Genomic DNA, 18,321 nt, shown 5'->3' on the forward strand with positions numbered 1-18,321 from the left:
TGTGGTCGCAGCGTTCTGACATCCACGAGTGCATCAACGCCAGCGGAGGGCGGCGACATCCAGCAGTCGCGCGCGGCACCGGTGCACGAGGGGGCCCTAGCCCGACCGGTTGGGGAACGCTCCTAATACGGTGGTCGCGCACGAGCGCCCTCGGTGATCAGTTGTGGTTGTGCAGCGACTGGGGCAGTCGAACCAGGTCGACAGCAGTCCGGCGACGGTTGCGCATATCAGGCCGGTGGAAGCAAGAACGGCGGGAGCTGTGACCTCTGCCGCTTGCTCGAGGCCTACGAGTTCGATGCGCTCACAGATGCGCAGAAGTCCCCTATCGTGCTCTCGCTGGGCACTTCGCGTTCGAGCCTGCTCCTGCGCTCTTCCTCCGAGAGCGGTTGGTGACACGCCTGTCGGTTGTTGATCATGGGTGGACCTCCGGGCGTAGTGGAGATAGCCGTCGCGGGGTCCTCGCGTCGGGCCCCGAGCGAGTGTTTCATTGCGTGACATCGTCGACGCACAACGTCGATCAGGCGCGGACGCCTGCGAACCGTCGCACCAGGTGGCTGTACTTGGCCGGGAGCCGGCGTCCGGTCGCACATGTTGCCAGGAACTCGGCGTCTCCCGGCAATGCGCTCACCGCTGGGTCAACTGCTACCGCAGCGAGGTCTGGCCAGCCAGGGCTGCACGACCGCTCCAGCCGCCCGCACACCTGCCTCCCGCCGCACGGCCGCCGAGGTCGAAGAGCGCGTCTTTGACGCCCGCCGTCGCCTGTGACGGGGACCCGAGCAGATCAGCGAGACCACCGGTGTCCCGGCCCGCACAGTGACCTGGATCCTGCGCCGCCACCACGTCCCGGCCTGGCGGCGTGTGACCCGCTGACCGGACAGGTGATCCGCGCGGTGTGCACCAGCATCGAGCGCTATGAGTACGCCCGCCCCGGCGGGCTGGTGCACGTGGACGTCAAGAAGCTCGGCAGGATCCGCGACGGCGGTGGCTGGCGGGCCCACGACCGCAGCGAGAACGTCCGCGAACGCGGCATCGGCAACGAATATGTGCACGCCGTGGTGGACGACCACTCTCGCCTGGCTTACGCCGAAATCCTCCCGGCTGAGAAGGGTGTCACCTGCGCTGCCGTCCTCATCCGCGCTGCCGCGTTCTTCGCCCGACAGGGCATCACCCGCATCGAACGTGCGCCCTGCCGCGCCGTCCCCCGGCCCAAAGTGCGAGTGGATCATCGGCGCGCATGAGGGGATTCGGGAAGTACTGGGGCTGGGTTGTCTTTGCTGTGCTCCTTGCGGGCTGGCTGACCTTCGACTTCGGGTCGGTCGTGCTCCTTGTCCTGTCTGGGGTCGGCGCCTCCTACTTCTTCTTCAACGTGCCCGTCTGGTGCGGAGCCGAGGGACGTGGTGGTTCGTGCCGAAACAACAGTTCTGGCGCCCTCATGGGCCGCCACCTCCGCCAGCACAAGTGGCAGAAGCTTGAAGATGCTGTTCTGGAGTGCCCGATGGGCACGACTCCGACAGGAGCTGTTTCAGAACGCGACCGCCACTGGCCAGCCTGGGTGGCATACTCGCCGTCACATCAGGCGTAGCAGACCCCCTGCGACCCCTGTTCGGCAAGGGCTGGTAAAGCGGGACTCGCGCGCAGTCTGGGCCGTCTCCGGGCCGTGCGTGGTCGCACGACGTGGACCAACAACGACAGAAGCCCACAGCATCTGAACTGGTCGGAGCCGCGGGCTTCGTCAGCCTCGCTGGGGCGCGGGACTCTTGATCAGTGGACCGGCTTGTGACTCCACTCTACGGAAGTGACGCATACAGGCGCCCTGATTCCCACTTCCTATCAAGCTGTGTCTTGAAGAAGTCGTACCACCCGGGATCGTTCTGCCGAGTGACTGTAAAGGTTGGCCGCTGCCAATGATCCGCCCGGAAAGTCGATATTCGCATGACGATTTTTCCAAGTTTGGCCGACGGGTCGGAAGTAATTACCGTGTTGTGGGGAACGTAACTGAGGGTCTTGATCTCCAATTTTCCAGCTATAGTTTCTTGAATCGGTGCAGCCAGACTTCTCAGGTTGGCCTCCAAGTTGGAGCTAAGTTCGTCTGCACTATGATTCTCTGCCTCGCTTGCCGCGATAGCCATGGCACTGCTATGCGGTTCAATCACGAGAATTTTGATATGTAGACCTTTGGTGACAGCTCTCCTGATCTCATCCGTGTATGAGACAAGATGTATTCCGAGTGTCCAGCCGTGAAGCCATACTTCTCGCGATGATGAGATCATCTCCCTGATCTCATCCCTGTCGTCAACCTCTGAGAAGAAGCGATCTGCACTCGGCCGGGCTTTGATTTCACCCAGAGACAGATTGATCTTTTCGCCCTGCGAACGCAACCGCAAAAGAGATATGGCCACAAGAGCCAGGATTGCGAGAATCCCTGAGGTTACCACCCCCTGCGAGACGTTCCCCACTAGGCCCAGAACGCCGAATGTAGCCGCCGCTACTACGGTTACATAGAGATCCAAGCTGCGTATAGCGGTACGCGCCATGATCGAAAACCTAGGACCAGGCATGTTCCCCCCAGTTAGCGGACCTTCTCCACAGGGGTTCTCTCCCACGTGGCATGCCGCGAACCATGCATGGAACAGTGCGCGTGGCCCGCTGGCCTCTGAAATTCCGGTGACGGAGTTTGCGCGGGAGCTGGGCGGCAACCGTCGCAGCTCACGGCCATGTCGGTGGGGATGGGCCTCCCAGCTCTCGGAACCTTCGTCAGCGGGGAAGTCCTCCGGGAGGTCGCCTCCAACCGTCAGGTCACAGTTCAGCTCGATGAGTGGCTGGCAGCCGACGAGTGATCCCCGCTGGGCCGTCCCTGGGCCGTCCGAGGCCACCCAACGGCGACCGGTGACGCCTGCTAACCACAGTCGTAGCGAGCGACGGCCCCAGGTCACCCGATTGGATCTGCGACACTGGTAACGCCATGCCTAAGCCCGGAGAACTCACTTTCGTCGCCCCGCGCGGAGCCAAGAAGCCGCCGCGGCACCTCGCCGACCTCACGCCCGCCGAGCGCAAGGACGCGGTGGCCGAGATCGGTGAGAAGCCGTTCCGTGCCAAGCAGCTCTCGCAGCACTACTTCGCGCGCTACGCGCACGACCCCGAGCAGTGGACCGACATCCCCGCCGGGGCGCGCGGCAAGCTGCGCGATGCGCTGCTGCCGGAGCTGATGACCGTCGTCCGGCATCTGTCGACCGACCAGGGCACCACGCGCAAGACGCTGTGGCGGCTGTTCGACGGCACCCTCGTGGAGTCCGTCCTGATGCGGTACCCGGACCGGGTCACCATGTGCATCAGCTCGCAGGCCGGATGCGGCATGAACTGCCCGTTCTGCGCGACCGGCCAGGCCGGACTGGACCGGAACCTGTCCACCGCCGAGATCGTCCACCAGATCGTCGACGGGATGCGGGCGCTGCGCGACGGCGAGGTGCCCGGGGGTCCGGCGCGCCTGTCCAACATCGTCTTCATGGGGATGGGCGAGCCGCTCGCCAACTACAAGCGGGTGGTCACCGCCATCCGGGCGCTCACCGACCCCGCCCCGGACGGACTCGGCCTCTCGCAGCGCGGGATCACCGTCTCCACCGTCGGGCTGGTGCCGGCCATCCACCGGTTCTCCGACGAGGGCTTCAAGTGCCGCCTCGCCATCTCCCTGCACGCCCCCGACGACGAACTGCGCGACACCCTCGTCCCCGTCAACACGCGCTGGAAGGTGCGTGAGGTGCTGGACGCCGGGTTCGAGTACGCGGAGCGCTCGGGCCGCCGGCTGTCCATCGAGTACGCGCTGATCCGGGACATCAACGACCAGGCATGGCGCGGTGACCGGCTCGGCCGGATGCTCAAGGGCAGGCCCGTGCACGTCAACCTCATCCCGCTCAACCCGACGCCGGGGTCCAAGTGGACCGCGTCGCGGCCCGAGGACGAGAAGGCCTTCGTCGAGGCCATCGCCGCGCACGGTGTGCCCGTCACGGTCCGGGACACCCGCGGTCAGGAGATCGACGGGGCGTGTGGTCAGCTCGCGGCCACCGAGCGGTAATCTGACCGCGTCCACACATCTTCATATTCCGACAGGGGAGCGCCACAGCGCTGAGAGTGCGGCGACCGGGCCGCAGACCCTCTGAACCTCGCCCAGGTCATTCTGGGTAGGGAGTTCGGTCATCACTCAAGCTGTTGCGCCCTGCCCGGGAGCCCTCGTGGCGGCCGGGCGGGGCCGCGTCTCTTCCTGGCCAACCCCAGGAGGACATCCAGTGCACCACAAGACCCTCACGGCCGTGGCGGCCGGCCTCGGCCTGTTCGCCCTGCCCGCTCTGACCGGGTGCGGTTCCACCGGCGGGAAGCCGGCCACCGACTCCAGGACCGTGACCGTGGTCAGCCACAACTCGTGGTCCGCCTCCAAGAACGTGCTCGCGGACTTCGAGAAGCGGTCCGGCTACCACGTCAGGTTCCTCGAGGACGGCGACGCCGGGCAGGCGGTCAACAAGGCCATCCTGACCAAGGACAACCCGCAGGGCGACGCCTTCTTCGGCGTCGACAACACCCTGCTCTCGCGCGCCCTGGACAACGGCCTCTTCCAGCCGTACACGGCCAAGGGGCTCGACCGGGTCGGCGCCGCCTACCAGCTCGACAAGGACAGGCACCGGGTCACGCCCGTCGACTACGGCGACATCTGCGTCAACTACGACAAGGCCTGGTTCGCCGAGCACAAGGTGACCCCGCCGCAGACCTTCGCCGACCTCGCCGAACCGCGGTACAAGAACCTCCTCGTCACCGAGAACGCGGCCACCTCCTCGCCCGGGCTCGGCTTCCTGCTCGGCAGCGCCGCGAGCTACGGCGACAAGGGCTGGCCGGACTACTGGAAGAAGCTGAAGGCCAACGGCGTCAAGGTCGTCGACGGCTGGGACCAGGCCTACTACCAGGAGTTCTCCGGCTCCTCCCAGGGCCGGAAGGCGGGCGGCGACCGGCCGCTCGTGGTGTCGTACGCCTCCTCTCCGCCCGCCGAGGTGGTCTACGCCAAGAAGCGGCCCGGCACCGCCCCGACCGGTGTGGCGACGGGCACCTGCTTCCGGCAGACCGAGTTCGCCGGCGTGCTCAGCAACGCCCGGAACCCCAAGGGCGCCAAGGCGTTCGTCGACTTCCTGATCTCCAAGGAGTTCCAGGAGGACATGCCGCTCAACATGTACGTCTACCCGGTGGTGCGGGGCGCCGCGGTGCCCCCCGAGTTCACCGAGTACGGGCCGGCCGCCGAGCACCCCGAGACCCTGGCCCCCGGCAAGATCGCCGCCGACCGCGACCAGTGGGTCAAGACGTGGACGTCACTCGTACTGAAGTGACCGCCCGCGGGCGGAGCAGGCGCGCGAGCGCGGCGCGGCTCGGGCTCATGGCCCTGCCCGTCGCGTTCTTCGCGCTGTTCTTCGCCTGGCCGGTGGCCGCGATCGTCGCGCGCGGCCTGAGGACGGACGGCACCTGGCGGTTCGGGCGGATCGCGGACGTGGTCGCGCAGCCGGACATCCGGCACGTGCTGTGGTTCACCACCTGGCAGGCGCTCGCCTCCACCGCGCTCACCCTGCTGCTCGCCCTGCCCGCCGCCCACGTCTTCGCCCGCTTCGACTTCCCCGGCAAGCAGTTGCTGCGGGCTGTCGTCACCGTCCCGTTCGTGCTGCCGACCGTCGTCGCCGGCAGCGCCTTCCTGGCACTGGTCGGGCGGGGCGGGCTGCTGGACGAGCTGTGCGGGGTACGGCTGGACACCACGGTGTGGGCGATCCTGCTGGCCCACGTCTTCTTCAACTTCGCCGTCGTCGTCCGCACGGTCGGCGGGCTCTGGGCCCAGCTCGATCCCCGGCAGGGGGAGGCCGCCCGGATGCTGGGCGCCTCGCCGCTCGCCGCCTGGCGGAAGGTCACCCTGCCCGCACTCGCGCCCGCGGTGGCCGCCGCCGCGCTGATGGTCTTCCTCTTCACCTTCACCTCCTTCGGCGTCGTGCAGATCCTCGGCGGCCCCACCTTCTCCACCCTCGAAGTGGAGATCTACCGGCAGACCTCCGAGGTCCTCGACCTGCCCACGGCCGCCGTCCTCACCCTCGTCCAGTTCGCCGCCGTCGGCGCGATCCTCGCCGTGCACGCCTGGACCGTACGGCGGCGGGAGAGCGCCCTCAGGCTGGTCGACCCGAAGCTGACCGCCCGCCGCCCGCGCGGGCCCGGCCAGTGGGCGCTGCTCGCCGGGGTCCTCGCCACCGTCGCGCTGCTCCTGGTGCTGCCGCTCGCCGTCCTCGTCCGGCGCTCCCTCGACGCACCCGGCCTCGGCTACTACCGGGCGCTGACCGAGACCGACGGCGGCACCTTCCTGGTGGCGCCCGTGCACGCGGTGTGGACCTCGCTGGAGTACGCCGTCGCCGCCACCGCCATCGCCGTGCTGATCGGAGGTCTCGCCGCCGCCGCGCTGGCCCGACGGGACGCCGGGCGGCTGGTGCGGGGCTTCGACGCGCTGCTGATGCTGCCGCTCGGCGTGTCCGCGGTCACCGTCGGCTTCGGCTTCCTGATCGCACTCGACAGGCCACCGCTGGACCTGCGCCAGTCCTGGATCCTGGTGCCGCTCGCCCAGGCACTGGTGGGCGCGCCCTTCGTCGTACGGACCATGCTGCCCGTGCTGCGCGCGGTGGACGGCCGGCTCCGGGAGGCGGCGGCCGTGCTCGGCGCCTCACCGTGGCGGGTGTGGCGGGAGGTGGATCTGCCGCTGGTGCGGCGGGCGTTGCTCGTCGCGGCCGGGTTCGCGTTCGCCGTCTCGCTCGGTGAGTTCGGGGCGACCGTGTTCATCGCCCGGCCCGACAACCCGACGCTGCCGGTCGCCGTGGCCCGCCTGCTGAGCCGCCCCGGGGACCTCAACTACGGCCAGGCGATGGCCCTTTCGACGATTCTGATGCTGGTGTGCGCGGTCGCGCTGCTCGTCCTGGAGCGGCTGCGCACCGACCGGACAGGGGAGTTCTGATGCTGCTGAGCCTCGATGCCGCGACCGTGCGCTTCGGCGGGCGGGCGGTGCTCGACGCGGTCGGCCTCGACGTCGCCGAGCACGAGGTGGTGTGTGTGCTCGGGCCGAGCGGCAGCGGCAAGTCGACCCTCCTGCGGGCCGTCGCCGGGCTGCAGCGGCTGGACTCCGGGCGGCTGCTGCTCGACGGCCGCGACCAGGCGGGCACGCCCGCGCACAGGCGCGGTGTCGGGCTGATGTTCCAGGACCACCAGCTCTTCCCGCAGCACGACGTCGGCGCCAACGTGGCCTTCGGGCTGCGCATGCACAAAGTCGCCAAGGGTGAACGGGACACCCGGGTGGGCCAGTTGCTGGAGCTGGTCGGGCTGCCCGGGGCCGCCCGGCGGGCCGTGGCCGGCCTGTCCGGTGGTGAGCAGCAGCGCGTCGCCCTCGCCCGGGCGCTCGCCCCCCGGCCCCGGCTGCTCATGCTGGACGAGCCGCTCGGCCAGCTCGACCGCTCACTGCGCGAACGGCTGGTGGTCGAGCTGCGTGAGCTGTTCGGCCGGCTGGGTACGACCGTGCTCGCCGTGACCCACGACCAGGGTGAGGCGTTCGCGCTGGCCGACCGGGTGGTGGTGATGCGGGACGGGCGGATCGCGCAGTCCGGGACGCCCCTGGAGGTCTGGCAGCGGCCCGCCGACGCCTTCGTGGCCCGCTTCCTCGGCTTCGACAACGTGGTCCCGGCGACCGTCGCCGGTACGGTCGCCGACACCCCCTGGGGCAAGCTGCCGGTGCCCGACGGCTCGGCGCAGGGCAGCCGCACCCTGCTCGTGCGGCCCGCCGGGGTGCGGCTCGTGCCGGACGACGCGGGCCTGTCCTGCACGGTGACCGCCCGGACGTTCCGGGGCACCCACGTGGCCGTCCGCCTCCGGCCGCAGGACGGTCCACCGCTGGAGGCGGCCTGCGCGCTCCGCGACGCACCGGAGGCCGGAGAGACGGTCGGCGTGGAGTTCGACGTGGCGGAAATCGTCGTGCTCGATTGATCACCCGCCCCTAGGCTGAGGCCATGACTTCGCTCGCACATGACCGGTACTGCGATGAAATCGCCTACCAGGTCGGGCAGTTTCGCGCTCTGGTGACCTCCGGCGCCGATCTGTCCGCCACCGTGCCGACCTGCCCGGACTGGTCGCTCGAACGGCTGGTGCGCCACATGGGCGGCGCCCTGCGCTGGGCGGCCGCCCTGGTGCGCGCCCGGGCGCAGGAGGCGATGGCGCGCGAACAGGTGCCGTTCCGCGGGGGGCCGGAAGTCGAGGGCGACGCGGCGGCGCTGGACGCCTGGCTGGCAGAAGCCGGCGACCTGGTGGTCGGCGCCCTGCGCGAGGCCGGCCCGGACACCAAGGTGTGGTCGTGGACCGGCATGGCCAGCTCCGGTTTCTGGGCCCGCCGGATGGCCCACGAGATCACGGTTCACCGCGCGGACGCCGCGCTCACCGTGGGGCTGCCCTACGAGGTGGCGCCCGACATCGCCGCCGACGCGCTGGACGAGTGGCTCGAGCTCGTCGAGTGGGTGCAGCGCAACGCACCGCACGAGGCGGCGAAGGAGCTGCGCGGCCCGGGGCGCAGCATCCACCTGCACGCCACCGACGCCGAGCCGGCCCTGAACGCCGAGTGGCTCGTCGAGCTGGGCGAGGAGGGGGTCAGCTGGCGGCGGGGGCACGAGAAGGCGACCGTGGCCCTGCGCGGGCCGCTCACCTCCGTCCTGCTCGCCATCTACCGCCGGCTGCCGCTGGACACTCCCGGCCTGGAGATCCTGGGCGAGCGCGAGCTGCTGGAGTTCTGGCTGCAGCGCACCAGTTTCGGCTGACGGCACCCCGCGACCGCGCCCGGGCGGGCCCCGAAGGAGCGCCAGGGCGAAGGAGCGCCAAGGCGGGCCCCTCCGGCCCCCTCGCGCCCGGGCGGGCCCCGCAGGAACGCGCGGGCAGACCCCGAAGGAGCGCGCGGGCGGGCCCCTCCGGCCCCCCGGAAGCTCCTGGACAACGACTGCGGCCCGTCCCCCGGGGACGGGGGGACGGGCCGCGGGGCGGTACCGGAAGGGAGCGGTCAGCCGTCGTTGCGGGCGCCACGGCGGCGCATGCCGAGGAAGACCGCGCCGCCGCCGACGACGACCAGGGCGGCCGCGACGCCGACGATGAGGCCGGTGTTGGAGTTGGCGCCGGTCTCGGCGAGGTTGGAGTCACCGACGGCCGGGGACGGCGCGTTGCTCGGCGCGCTCGCCGGGGCGGAGCTGGACTCGGAGGCCGACGGCGTCGGGCTCGCCGAGTCGGCCGGGGCCGACGCGGACGGCGCGGGCTTCGTGGAGGGCGGCGGCGTCGGGGACTGGCTGTCCTCCGTCTTGCAGGCGGTGGAAGGGGTCAACAGGTCGGGCTTGACGTCCTCGTCGACGAACTTGCCCGCCGTGACGTGGACGCGGTAGGTGGCGTTCGGCTTCCAGTCCTCCGGGAAGGTGACCGCCGTACCCCCCTTGGAACCCTTGACCCGCTGGTCGCCCACCTTCGTCTCGACGCCACCGCTGCCTTCGAGGAAGACGCTGACGGTGGCGGGGACGCGGGTGGCGTCGACGTCGGTCACGACGATGACGCCCTTGTCACCGTCGCACTTCGCCTCGGCCTTGAAGTCGCGGATGTCGCACGCGAGGGCGGAGCTGGAGAGGCCCAGCACCACCGCGGCCGAAGCGGAGGCGACACCCAGGATACGCACGGAACGGCGTGCGCTAAGACGAGTTATGGACACGTTTGTCCTTTACAGAGCATAACTGCGGGGGGCTGCGGGGGATTTGGGACGCGTGGCGAGGTGAGGTCCCAGCACCCCCAAGAGGCTCACAGGTTTATAAGCGCTCCGTCAGCAGTGTCAATGAATATGCCGTCCACACCCGTTGGCTTTGCCGTCTTATTAACCGCCGAGACGTTTGATGGCGTCCTGGGCCTGCTCGATCCGGTCAACGAGGGCGATACGGGACTCCGTCGACCGGCCCCGCGCCGGCGACCGCGACAGCGGCCAGGCCGGCAACTCCCGCGTCCGGTACGCCTCCTCCACGCGCCCCATCGGCGTCGGCTCGCCGCCTGACCCGTAGTAAGTTCGCCGCCCGGCCGGGCGGCACCCGCGTTGGCGGCCGTCCCGCGCGCCGTCGCGTGGCCGCCCATGGCGCCCAGCACCCGGGCGCCGGCGAGGAGTTCGTCCAGCGGGTCGGAGACGGCGTCGTCGTGGATCGCCCTGGGCATCGAGGCGAACACGCCACCGTCGGCCTCGGTCCGCGGGAAGCACCGGCACGGAGGTCCGACGCGGAAGGTCAGCCCTGGACCGCGGCCGGATCCATCCACATGATCTCCCAGGTGTGGCCGTCCAGGTCGTCGAAGGCGCGACCGTACATGAAGCCGTGGTCCTGGGGCTCGCCGCTCTCCGTGCCGCCGGCCGCGAGTGCCCTGCCGACCAGCTCGTCGACCTTCTCCCGGCTCTCGGCGCTCAGACACACGAGCACCTCGCTCGTCGTCGTCGCGTCGGCGATCTCCTTCTTGGTGAAGGTGGCGTAGAACGGCTTGGTGAGCAGCATCGCGAAGATGGTGTCGCTGATCACCACCGACGCCGCCTTCTCGTCGCTGAACTGCGGGTTGATCGTGAAGCCGAGTTCCGTGAAGAACCTCTTCGAGGCGTCGAGGTCGTTCACGGGCAGGTTCACGAAGATCATCTGCTGGTACATGGGGGCCTCTTCCGTCGGGTGTTTCTCCCGCGCTGTTTCGCGGTCGGTGGGTAGACCGGCGGCCCCCGCCGAACTCATCGGCGGTCGAAGGTCTTTTCGTGTCGGATCGCTCAGCGCGCCAGCGGCAGCGCCGCGAGCGTGGCGATCACCAGGGTGAGCGGGCCGAACACGGTCAGCAGGGCGGCCGCGCGCAGGGCGGCGGCACCGCGCAGCATCGCGGCCGGCGCGCCGAGGCGGAGCAGTGCCGCGATGGTGTCGGCGCGGGACTGCCGGGCCTCGACGGCCGCGGTGAGCAGGGTCGCGACCGTGCAGCCGGCGACGACGAGGGCGCCGAGGGCGGTCAGCGGACCGGCGGCACGCGCGGAGTGGTCGTACAGGGTGGCCAGGGCGTAGCCGGCGGACGCCACCGCGCAGACCACGCCGAGGGGGCGGCCGATCCGGCCGGCCTCCGTCATGAGGACCCGGCCCGCGAGCAGCCGGAGCGCGCCCGGACGCGCCGACTGCAGCAGCCGCCCGCACAGCTCGGTGAGGCCGGGAGCGGCGAGGACGAGCCCGGCGGCGGTGAGCACCCAGCCGATCAGTACGGCGACGGCCCCGCCGGGGAGGCTGGTCAGGGAGGGGGTGGAGCCGGAGCGGTTCGCGTACGCCGGCACGGCGAGCCCCGCGGCGAGGAGGGCGATGCCCCAGGGAAGACCACCGGGAGCGCGATCCGCCGGTGCCGGTGCCGGTGCCGGTGCCGGTGCCGGTGCGGAGGCGGGAACGGGCGCCGGGGCGGTGGCGTCGGTGTGCGGGGCCGACGGCCCGGGAACGGTCGCGGCGGCCGGCGCAGGCTGAGTGCCGTCCGCCTCCGGAGCCGGAGCCGCCGCCGGAACGGACGCCGCCGGAACGGACGCCGCCGGAACGGACGCCTCTGGGACGGTCACCTCTGGGACGGCCGCCGCCGAGCGGTCCGTCCCCGGCACGGCGGCCGCCGTCGAGCCGGGCGTCTCCGGGGCGGTGGCCGCGGCGGCGCGGCCGGCCGCGGCCCGGCGGTCGCGCCGCCCGGGGTCCGTGCCGTCCCCGGCTTCCGTGCCCGGGGCACCGGTGACGGCCTTGCCGGCCGGCCGGTCGCCGCGTCGTGCGCCGAACCTCGCGTACGCCCCGAACGTCTCGCGCGCGGCCGCGTGGCCGTACGCCCCGAAGCGGCCGAACCTGCGCGAGCCCGGCACGGCCGGGCGGGGGTCGGTGGGGCGCAGGGCGAGGGCCACCGCCGCCGAGGTGATCGCCGGGGGCAGGGCGAGCAGGGTGAGGGTGGCCGGGACGGGGAGGGGCTGGTCCGCGGCCAGGAAGTCCGCCGCCGCCCCGTCGAACGGCATGCCCGTCAGGTCGCCACGCAGGTGCAGGAAGACCAGCAGGGCCAGCATCGAGCCGAGGAGGCAGGACAGCGCCGTGGTCAGGGCCGAGATCACCATCAGACGGGCCGGGCCGAGGCCGACGGCGGACAGCCCGGTGCGCGGCCGGGTGCCGGGGTCGGTGCGGGCGACCGCGAGCGCGAAGTACACGGTGGCGGCCAGCGGCACCGCGCACCAGGCCAGTCGCAGCGCGGCGGCGTCCGCGGCCTTGGGGTGGTTCAGGGCGTAGCCGAGGCAGGACAGCAGGAGGAACCCGGTGCCCGCCGAGGCCGCCGCCACCAGCAGGCGGCGCAGCTGGACGGCGGGCCGGGCGGCGCGGGTCAGACGGAGAGCGAGCACGCGGCCCGGCCTTCCGCTTCGAGGGCCTCCGGCAGGTGCACGGTGTTCACGCGCCGACCGTCCAGCAGGCTCACCGTGCGGTCGGCGAGGGCGGCGGTGTCGGAGTCGTGCGTGGCGAGGACCACGGTGATGCCGTGCGAGCGGGCCGCCGCGGTGAGCGTGCGCAGGACGTGCGCGCGGTCGGCGCGGTGCAGCGGGGCCGTCGGCTCGTCGGCGAAGAGGACCGTGGGCGCGGGGGCGAGCGCGCGGGCGATCGCGACGCGCTGGCGCTCGGCGTGCTGCAGTTCGTGCGGGCGCCTGCGCGACTTGTCGCCGACGTCCAGGCGCTCCAGCCACTCCAGCGCGGCCACCTTGGCCCGGCGGCGGCCGGTGCCGCGCAGCATCAGCGGGAGCGCGGTGTTCTCCCAGACGTTCAGCTCAGGGATCAGGACCGGCTCGGGGTCGATCCACCCGAAGCGGTCCCGGCGCAGCCGCTCCCGGCCCGCCGGTCCCAGGGTGTGCATGGGCGCGCTGTTGAACCAGACCTCGCCGTGCCGCACCGGTACCTGCCCCGACAGGCAGCGCAGCAGCGTGGTCTTGCCGCTGCCGCGCGGGCCGCCGACGGCGAGGATCTCGCTTTCCCGCACGCCGAGCGAGACCCCGGTGAGTCCGGGGGAGCCGTCGGGGTGCGTGAAGTGCAGGGAGCGTGCCCAGAGCACGTCGTTGTCCGGCGGAGCCTCCATGGGCGTACACCTCGGTTCTGATCCGTTTTCCCGTGCTCGTTCCCCCGTCTGGGGGAACGAAGGCTGGGCCGATCGGTCACTGGAACGCTAGGCAGCCGGGGCGGTGCGGCCGGACAGCACACGGCCCCGGGCCGCCGTTCTCACTCGAACGGAGGGCACCGGGGCCGGGATCGATCATCCAGTCAGATGATCAGAGTTTCGTCCACGCCTCCGTGAGGGTGGCGCGCAGGATCTGCTCGATCTCGTCGAAGGTCTCCTGGTTGGAGATCAGCGGCGGGGCGAGCTGGATGACCGGGTCGCCGCGGTCGTCGGCACGGCAGTACAGGCCGTTGTCGAACAGCGCCTTGGAGAGGAAGCCGTACAGGACGCGCTCGGTCTCCTCCTCGTTGAACGACTCCTTGGTGGCCTTGTCCTTCACCAGTTCGATGCCGTAGAAGAAGCCGTTGCCGCGGACGTCACCGACGATCGGCAGGTCGTGCAGCTTCTGCAGGGTCTTCAGGAAGGCGCCCTCGTTGTCCAGCACGTGCTGGTTGATGCCCTCGCGCTCGAACAGGTCGAGGTTGGCCACTCCCACCGCGGCGGAGACCGGGTGGCCGCCGAAGGTGTAGCCGTGCAGGAAGGTGTTGTCGCCCTTGTAGAACGGCTCGGCGAGCCGGTCGGAGATGATGCAGGCGCCGATCGGGGAGTAGCCCGAGGTCATGCCCTTGGCGCAGGTGATCATGTCCGGGACGTAGCCGAACTTGTCGCAGGCGAACATCGTGCCCAGGCGGCCGAAGGCGCAGATGACCTCGTCCGAGACGAGCAGCACGTCGTACTGGTCGCAGATCTCGCGGACCCGCTGGAAGTAGCCGGGCGGCGGCGGGAAGCAGCCACCGGCGTTCTGCACCGGCTCCAGGAACACGGCCGCGACCGTCTCGGGGCCCTCGAAGAGGATCTGCTGCTCGATCTGGTCGGCGGCCCAGCGGCCGAAGGCCTCCGGGTCGTCGCCGAAGAGCGGGGCGCGGTAGATGTTGGTGTTCGGCACCTTGTGCGCGCCCGGGACGAGCGGCTCGAAGGGGGCCTTCAGGGCCGGCAGGCCGGTGATGGACAGGGCGCCCTGCGGGGTGCCGTGGTAGGCCACCGCGCGGGAGATGACCTTGTACTTGGTCGGCTTGCCCTGCAGCTTGAAGTACTGCTTGGCGAGCTTCCAGGCGGTCTCCACGGCCTCGCCGCCACCGGTGGTGAAGAACACCTTGTTCAGGTCGCCCGGCGCGTAGTCCGCGAGGCGCTCGGCCAGCTCGACGGCCTTGGGGTGGGCGTAGGACCACACCGGGAAGAAGGCCAGCTCCTGGGCCTGCTTGAAGGCGGTCTCGGCGAGCTCCGTGCGGCCGTGACCGGCCTGGACCACGAACAGACCGGCGAGACCGTCGAGGTAGCGCTTGCCCTTGTCGTCGTAGATGTAGGTGCCCTCGCCCCGGACGATGGTCGGGACGGGGGAGTTCTCGTACGAGGACATGCGGGTGAAGTGCATCCACAGGTGGTCGTACGCGGTCTTGCTGAGGTCCTTTGAGGTCACGGTTATCGGGTTCCCCACATGTAGGTCTGCTTCTTGAGCTTGAGGTAGACGAAGCTCTCGGTGGAGCGCACGCCGGGCAGCGCCCGGATGCGTTTGTTGATGACGTCCAGCAGGTGGTCGTCGTCCTCGCAGACGATCTCGGCGAGGATGTCGAACGAGCCCGCGGCCATCACCACGTACTCGACTTCCGACATGCCGGTCAGCGCGTCCGCGATGGACTCGACGTCGCCCTCGACGTTGATCCCGACCATCGCCTGCCGGCGGAAGCCCACGGTGAGTGGGTCCGTGACGGCGACGATCTGCATCACGCCCTGGTCCAGCAGCTTCTGGACGCGCTGCCGCACGGCCGCCTCGGACAGGCCGACGGCCTTGCCGATCGCGGCGTACGGCCGGCGGCCGTCCTCCTGGAGCTGCTGAATGATGGCGAGGGAGACGGCATCCAAGGTAGGGGTGCCGCTCCTGGACTCGCGGGACAAGTCCCTCTGGTCTGCGCTTCGACTGGCCACGACCTCACTCTGCACGACGTCTCGATAGTTTCGCAAGGCCTGAGCGATGAAATTCGTTGTCTAGCACCCCCCACTGTGCGGATTTCGCAGAAGCGCGGGGGGTGGGGGTGTTGAAAACGTCGGTACGGCGATTATGGTGGGGTGTCTCAGCGACTGGACAGCCGGAGCGGGCTGCACCGGCTGAGCCGCTCGAACCCTCGAACCAGATCAGGAGGCCGGCAGTGAGCACCGAGCTGCGTCGTCTGCGCAACTACATCGACGGTGAGTTCCGGGACGCCGCCGACGGACGGACCACCGAGGTGGTCAACCCCGCGACCGGCGAGGCGTACGCGACCGCGCCGCTGTCCGGACAGGCGGACGTCGACGCCGCCATGGAGGCCGCCGCGCGCGCCTTCCCGGCCTGGCGCGACACGACGCCCGCCGAGCGGCAGAAGGCCCTGCTGAAGATCGCGGACGCCTTCGAGGAGCGCGCCGAGGAACTGATCGCGGCCGAGGTGGAGAACACGGGCAAGCCGGTCGGGCTCACCCGCACCGAGGAGATCCCGCCGATGGTCGACCAGATCCGCTTCTTCGCGGGCGCGGCCCGGCTGCTCGAGGGCCGCTCGGCCGGCGAGTACATGGAGGGGCTGACCTCGATCATCCGCCGCGAGCCGGTCGGCGTCTGTGCCCAGGTCGCGCCCTGGAACTACCCGATGATGATGGCCGTGTGGAAGTTCGCCCCCGCCATCGCGGCCGGCAACACGGTCGTGCTGAAGCCGTCCGACACCACCCCGGCCTCCACGGTCCTGATCGCCGACATCATCGGCTCGGTCCTGCCCAAGGGCGTCTTCAACGTCATCTGCGGCGACCGTGACACCGGCCGCGCCATGGTCGAGCACCCGACCCCGGCGATGGCCTCCATCACCGGGTCCGTCCGCGCGGGCATCTCGGTCGCCGAGTCCGCCTCCAAGGACGTCAAGCGGGTCCACCTGGAGCTGGGCGGCAAGGCCCCGGTCGTCGTCTTCGAGGACACCGACATCGCCAAGGCCGTCGAGGACATCTCCGTCGCCGGCTTCTTCAACGCCGGCCAGGACTGTACGGCCGCGACCCGCGTCCTCGTCCAGGAGTCCATCCACGACGAGTTCGTGGCCGCGCTCGCCAAGGCCGCCTCCGAGACGAAGACGGGTCAGCCGGACGACGAGGACGTCCTCTTCGGCCCGCTGAACAACCCGAACCAGCTCAAGCAGGTCTCCGGCTTCATCGACCGCCTGCCGGCGCACGCCAAGGTCGAGACCGGCGGCGAGCGGGTCGGCGACAAGGGCTACTTCTACGCCCCGACCGTCGTCTCCGGCCTCAAGCAGGACGACGAGATCATCCAGAACGAGGTCTTCGGCCCGGTCATCACCGTGCAGTCCTTCTCGGACGAGAACCAGGCCGTCGAGTGGGCCAACGGCGTCGAGTACGCCCTCGCCTCCTCGGTGTGGACCAAGGACCACGCCCGCGCGATGCGCATGTCCAAGAAGCTCGACTTCGGCTGCGTGTGGATCAACACCCACATCCCGCTGGTCGCCGAGATGCCGCACGGCGGCTTCAAGAAGTCCGGCTACGGCAAGGACCTGTCGGCGTACGGCTTCGAGGACTACACGCGCATCAAGCACGTGATGACCTCGCTCGGCGAGTAACACCCGGCGCCCTTCGGGGAGTCGGCGCACGCGGCGGGACACGATCGGCCCCGGACGGGATCACCTCCCCGCCCGGGGCCCTCGCCGTTCCCGGGCCCGGCCGGTCGGCGGGGCGCTGATCGACAGGGTGTCCGGGAGGCCCGGGCTTGCTCGACGCAGCGTCGATTGCCCGTTCGAGCGCCGGGGCGGCATGCTGCCGGGGTGCCCCGGACTTCCTCTCGTACCCCCGTGCCGTCCCGCCGTTCCCTCCTGCGCGCACTCGGCGGCACCGCCGCGCTCGGTGCGCTGGCCGGCTGCGGGGTCCCCGCCGCCTACGTCGCGCCGGCCGACCGGGCCGTGACCGACGCCTCCGCGGCCGACAAGAAGCTGACCTGGGCGAACTGGCCGCTGTACATCGACACCGCCGACGACGACCCCGACAAGCGGCCCACGCTGGGGGCGTTCGGGAAGCGCACCGGGATATCGGTCGACTACGTCGAGGAGATCAACGACAACGACGAGTTCTTCGGCAAGATCAGCCCGGCGCTCATGAACCACCAGTCGACCGGCCGCGACCTGATCGTCATCAGCGACTGGATGTGCGCCCGGTTCGTGCGGCTGGGCTGGGTGCAGCGGATGGACCGGGCCGGCCAGCCGAACGTGGCGAAGTACCTCGACCCGCTGCTGCGTTCACCCGCCTTCGACGAGGGCCGCCGGTACACCGTGCCCTACCAGTCGGGCATCACGGGCATCGCCTACAACCGCAGGAAGCTCGGCCGCGAGATCCGGCACGTGAGGGACCTCTGGGCGAGCGACCTGAAGGGCCGGGTGACGCTCCTGTCCGGCCTGGACGAGTCCTTCGCGTTGCTGATGCAGGGCAACGGGGTGGACATCACCCGGTGGACCGCCGACGACTTCCACCGGGTCTGCGACCAGGTGGAACGCGAGGTCCACCGCGGCCAGATCCGCCGGTTCACCGGCAACGACTACACCAAGGACCTGGTCAGCGGCGATGTTCTCGCCTGCCAGGCCTACTCCGGCGACGTCATCCAGCTCCAGGCGGACAACCCCGACATCCACTTCGTCGTCCCCGAGGAGGGCGCCGAGCTGTGGTCGGACTCCCTGATGATCCCCGACCGGGCGCGCCACAAGGCCAACGCCGAGCGCCTGATCGACTACTACTACGAGCCCGAGGTCGCGGCGAAGCTCGCCGCCTGGGTCAACTACGTCTGCCCGGTCCCCGCGGCACGCGAGATCCTGGCCGCCGACCACGACAAGGACACCGCGGCCCTCGCCGACAACCCCCTGATCTTCCCGGACGCCGTCATGCGCGGCCGCCTCGCGATCGCCCGGGACATCACGACCACGGAACGGCTGGAGTTCGCAAAGCGCTGGAACGGCATCGCGGGGCTGTGAGGGGCGGCCG

At 70.5% G+C, this 18,321-nt stretch carries 14 protein-coding genes and 2 pseudogenes; 8 read left to right on the forward strand and 8 right to left on the reverse strand.

The genetic code is table 11. The features are described from left to right. Positions 1-572: 572 nt before the first annotated feature. A pseudogene (locus ABVB68_RS14085) lies at positions 573-1,181 on the forward strand (leucine zipper domain-containing protein); the annotation flags it as partial. Between the two features lie 606 nt (positions 1,182-1,787). Here ABVB68_RS14085 and ABVB68_RS14090 read toward each other — a convergent pair. After that, positions 1,788-2,534 carry a hypothetical protein gene (locus ABVB68_RS14090; protein WP_353601311.1) on the reverse strand — a complete coding sequence of 249 codons (747 nt, stop codon included), beginning with the start codon at positions 2,532-2,534 and terminating at the stop codon, positions 1,788-1,790. Between the two features lie 428 nt (positions 2,535-2,962). Between ABVB68_RS14090 and rlmN the strand changes: the two genes are divergently transcribed. The 5 genes from rlmN (at position 2,963) to ABVB68_RS14115 (ending at position 8,852) form a co-directional block, all read left to right on the forward strand. Continuing rightward, positions 2,963-4,069 carry a dual-specificity RNA methyltransferase RlmN gene (rlmN, locus tag ABVB68_RS14095; RefSeq protein ID WP_353601312.1) on the forward strand — a complete coding sequence of 369 codons (1,107 nt, stop codon included), beginning with the start codon at positions 2,963-2,965 and terminating at the stop codon, positions 4,067-4,069. Positions 4,070-4,280: 211 nt separating this feature from the next. Next, entirely contained in the window at positions 4,281-5,363 is a 1,083-nt protein-coding gene (locus ABVB68_RS14100; protein ID WP_353601313.1) for a thiamine ABC transporter substrate-binding protein, read from the forward strand. A gap of 47 nt (positions 5,364-5,410) precedes the next feature. Next, entirely contained in the window at positions 5,411-7,012 is a 1,602-nt protein-coding gene (locus ABVB68_RS14105; RefSeq protein WP_353601314.1) for an ABC transporter permease, read from the forward strand. Beyond that, positions 7,012-8,031, forward strand: coding sequence for an ABC transporter ATP-binding protein (locus tag ABVB68_RS14110; RefSeq protein WP_353601315.1), 1,020 nt, complete (start codon positions 7,012-7,014; stop codon positions 8,029-8,031). The genes ABVB68_RS14105 and ABVB68_RS14110 overlap by 1 nt, the downstream gene beginning before the upstream one ends. Positions 8,032-8,054: 23 nt before the next feature. Next, positions 8,055-8,852: a maleylpyruvate isomerase family mycothiol-dependent enzyme gene (locus ABVB68_RS14115; protein WP_353601316.1), complete on the forward strand. Its 798-nt coding sequence runs from the start codon at positions 8,055-8,057 to the stop codon at positions 8,850-8,852. 236 nt (positions 8,853-9,088) lie between these two features. On the opposite strand, the gene ABVB68_RS14120 is transcribed toward ABVB68_RS14115, so the two are convergent. From ABVB68_RS14120 to ABVB68_RS14150, 7 genes and pseudogenes are all read right to left on the reverse strand, one after another. Next, positions 9,089-9,778 carry an LAETG motif-containing sortase-dependent surface protein gene (locus ABVB68_RS14120; RefSeq protein WP_353601317.1) on the reverse strand — a complete coding sequence of 230 codons (690 nt, stop codon included), beginning with the start codon at positions 9,776-9,778 and terminating at the stop codon, positions 9,089-9,091. Positions 9,779-9,937: 159 nt separating this feature from the next. Beyond that, positions 9,938-10,305 (reverse strand): annotated as a pseudogene (locus ABVB68_RS14125) (hypothetical protein); the annotation flags it as partial. A gap of 29 nt (positions 10,306-10,334) precedes the next feature. Continuing rightward, complete coding sequence (locus tag ABVB68_RS14130) at positions 10,335-10,742, reverse strand: VOC family protein (protein WP_353601318.1); 408 nt, start codon at positions 10,740-10,742, stop codon at positions 10,335-10,337. A 110-nt stretch (positions 10,743-10,852) separates the two neighbouring features. Then, on the reverse strand, positions 10,853-12,472 hold the full coding sequence (locus ABVB68_RS14135; RefSeq protein WP_353601319.1) for a hypothetical protein: 1,620 nt from the start codon (positions 12,470-12,472) through the stop codon (positions 10,853-10,855). Further along, entirely contained in the window at positions 12,454-13,194 is a 741-nt protein-coding gene (locus tag ABVB68_RS14140; RefSeq protein WP_353601320.1) for an ABC transporter ATP-binding protein, read from the reverse strand. Before ABVB68_RS14140 ends, ABVB68_RS14135 begins: the two co-directional genes overlap by 19 nt. A gap of 190 nt (positions 13,195-13,384) precedes the next feature. After that, complete coding sequence (locus ABVB68_RS14145) at positions 13,385-14,767, reverse strand: aspartate aminotransferase family protein (RefSeq protein WP_353601321.1); 1,383 nt, start codon at positions 14,765-14,767, stop codon at positions 13,385-13,387. Further along, the gene (locus ABVB68_RS14150; RefSeq protein ID WP_353601322.1) at positions 14,752-15,270 is read right to left on the reverse strand and encodes an Lrp/AsnC family transcriptional regulator; all 519 of its coding nucleotides are present in this window, start codon (positions 15,268-15,270) and stop codon (positions 14,752-14,754) included. Before ABVB68_RS14150 ends, ABVB68_RS14145 begins: the two co-directional genes overlap by 16 nt. 206 nt (positions 15,271-15,476) lie before the next feature. On the opposite strand from ABVB68_RS14150, the gene ABVB68_RS14155 reads away from it, so the two are divergent. Continuing rightward, positions 15,477-16,916 carry a gamma-aminobutyraldehyde dehydrogenase gene (locus ABVB68_RS14155; RefSeq protein WP_353601323.1) on the forward strand — a complete coding sequence of 480 codons (1,440 nt, stop codon included), beginning with the start codon at positions 15,477-15,479 and terminating at the stop codon, positions 16,914-16,916. Positions 16,917-17,117: 201 nt separating this feature from the next. After that, positions 17,118-18,311, forward strand: coding sequence for an extracellular solute-binding protein (locus ABVB68_RS14160; protein ID WP_353601324.1), 1,194 nt, complete (start codon positions 17,118-17,120; stop codon positions 18,309-18,311). The last annotated feature ends 10 nt before the right edge of the window (positions 18,312-18,321 follow it).

This window comes from Streptomyces sp. NPDC096012, from assembly GCF_040426375.1.
GTDB lineage: Bacteria > Actinomycetota > Actinomycetes > Streptomycetales > Streptomycetaceae > Streptomyces.

Coding starts and splice junctions, on each gene's coding strand:
- ABVB68_RS14090 (WP_353601311.1), bottom strand. CDS start 2,534: ATGGCGCGTACCGCTATACGCAGCTTGGATCTCTATGTAACCGTAGTA.
- ABVB68_RS14105 (WP_353601314.1), top strand. CDS start 5,411: ATGGCCCTGCCCGTCGCGTTCTTCGCGCTGTTCTTCGCCTGGCCGGTG.
- ABVB68_RS14140 (WP_353601320.1), bottom strand. CDS start 13,194: ATGGAGGCTCCGCCGGACAACGACGTGCTCTGGGCACGCTCCCTGCAC.
- rlmN (WP_353601312.1), top strand. CDS start 2,963: ATGCCTAAGCCCGGAGAACTCACTTTCGTCGCCCCGCGCGGAGCCAAG.
- ABVB68_RS14115 (WP_353601316.1), top strand. CDS start 8,055: ATGACTTCGCTCGCACATGACCGGTACTGCGATGAAATCGCCTACCAG.
- ABVB68_RS14110 (WP_353601315.1), top strand. CDS start 7,012: ATGCTGCTGAGCCTCGATGCCGCGACCGTGCGCTTCGGCGGGCGGGCG.
- ABVB68_RS14130 (WP_353601318.1), bottom strand. CDS start 10,742: ATGTACCAGCAGATGATCTTCGTGAACCTGCCCGTGAACGACCTCGAC.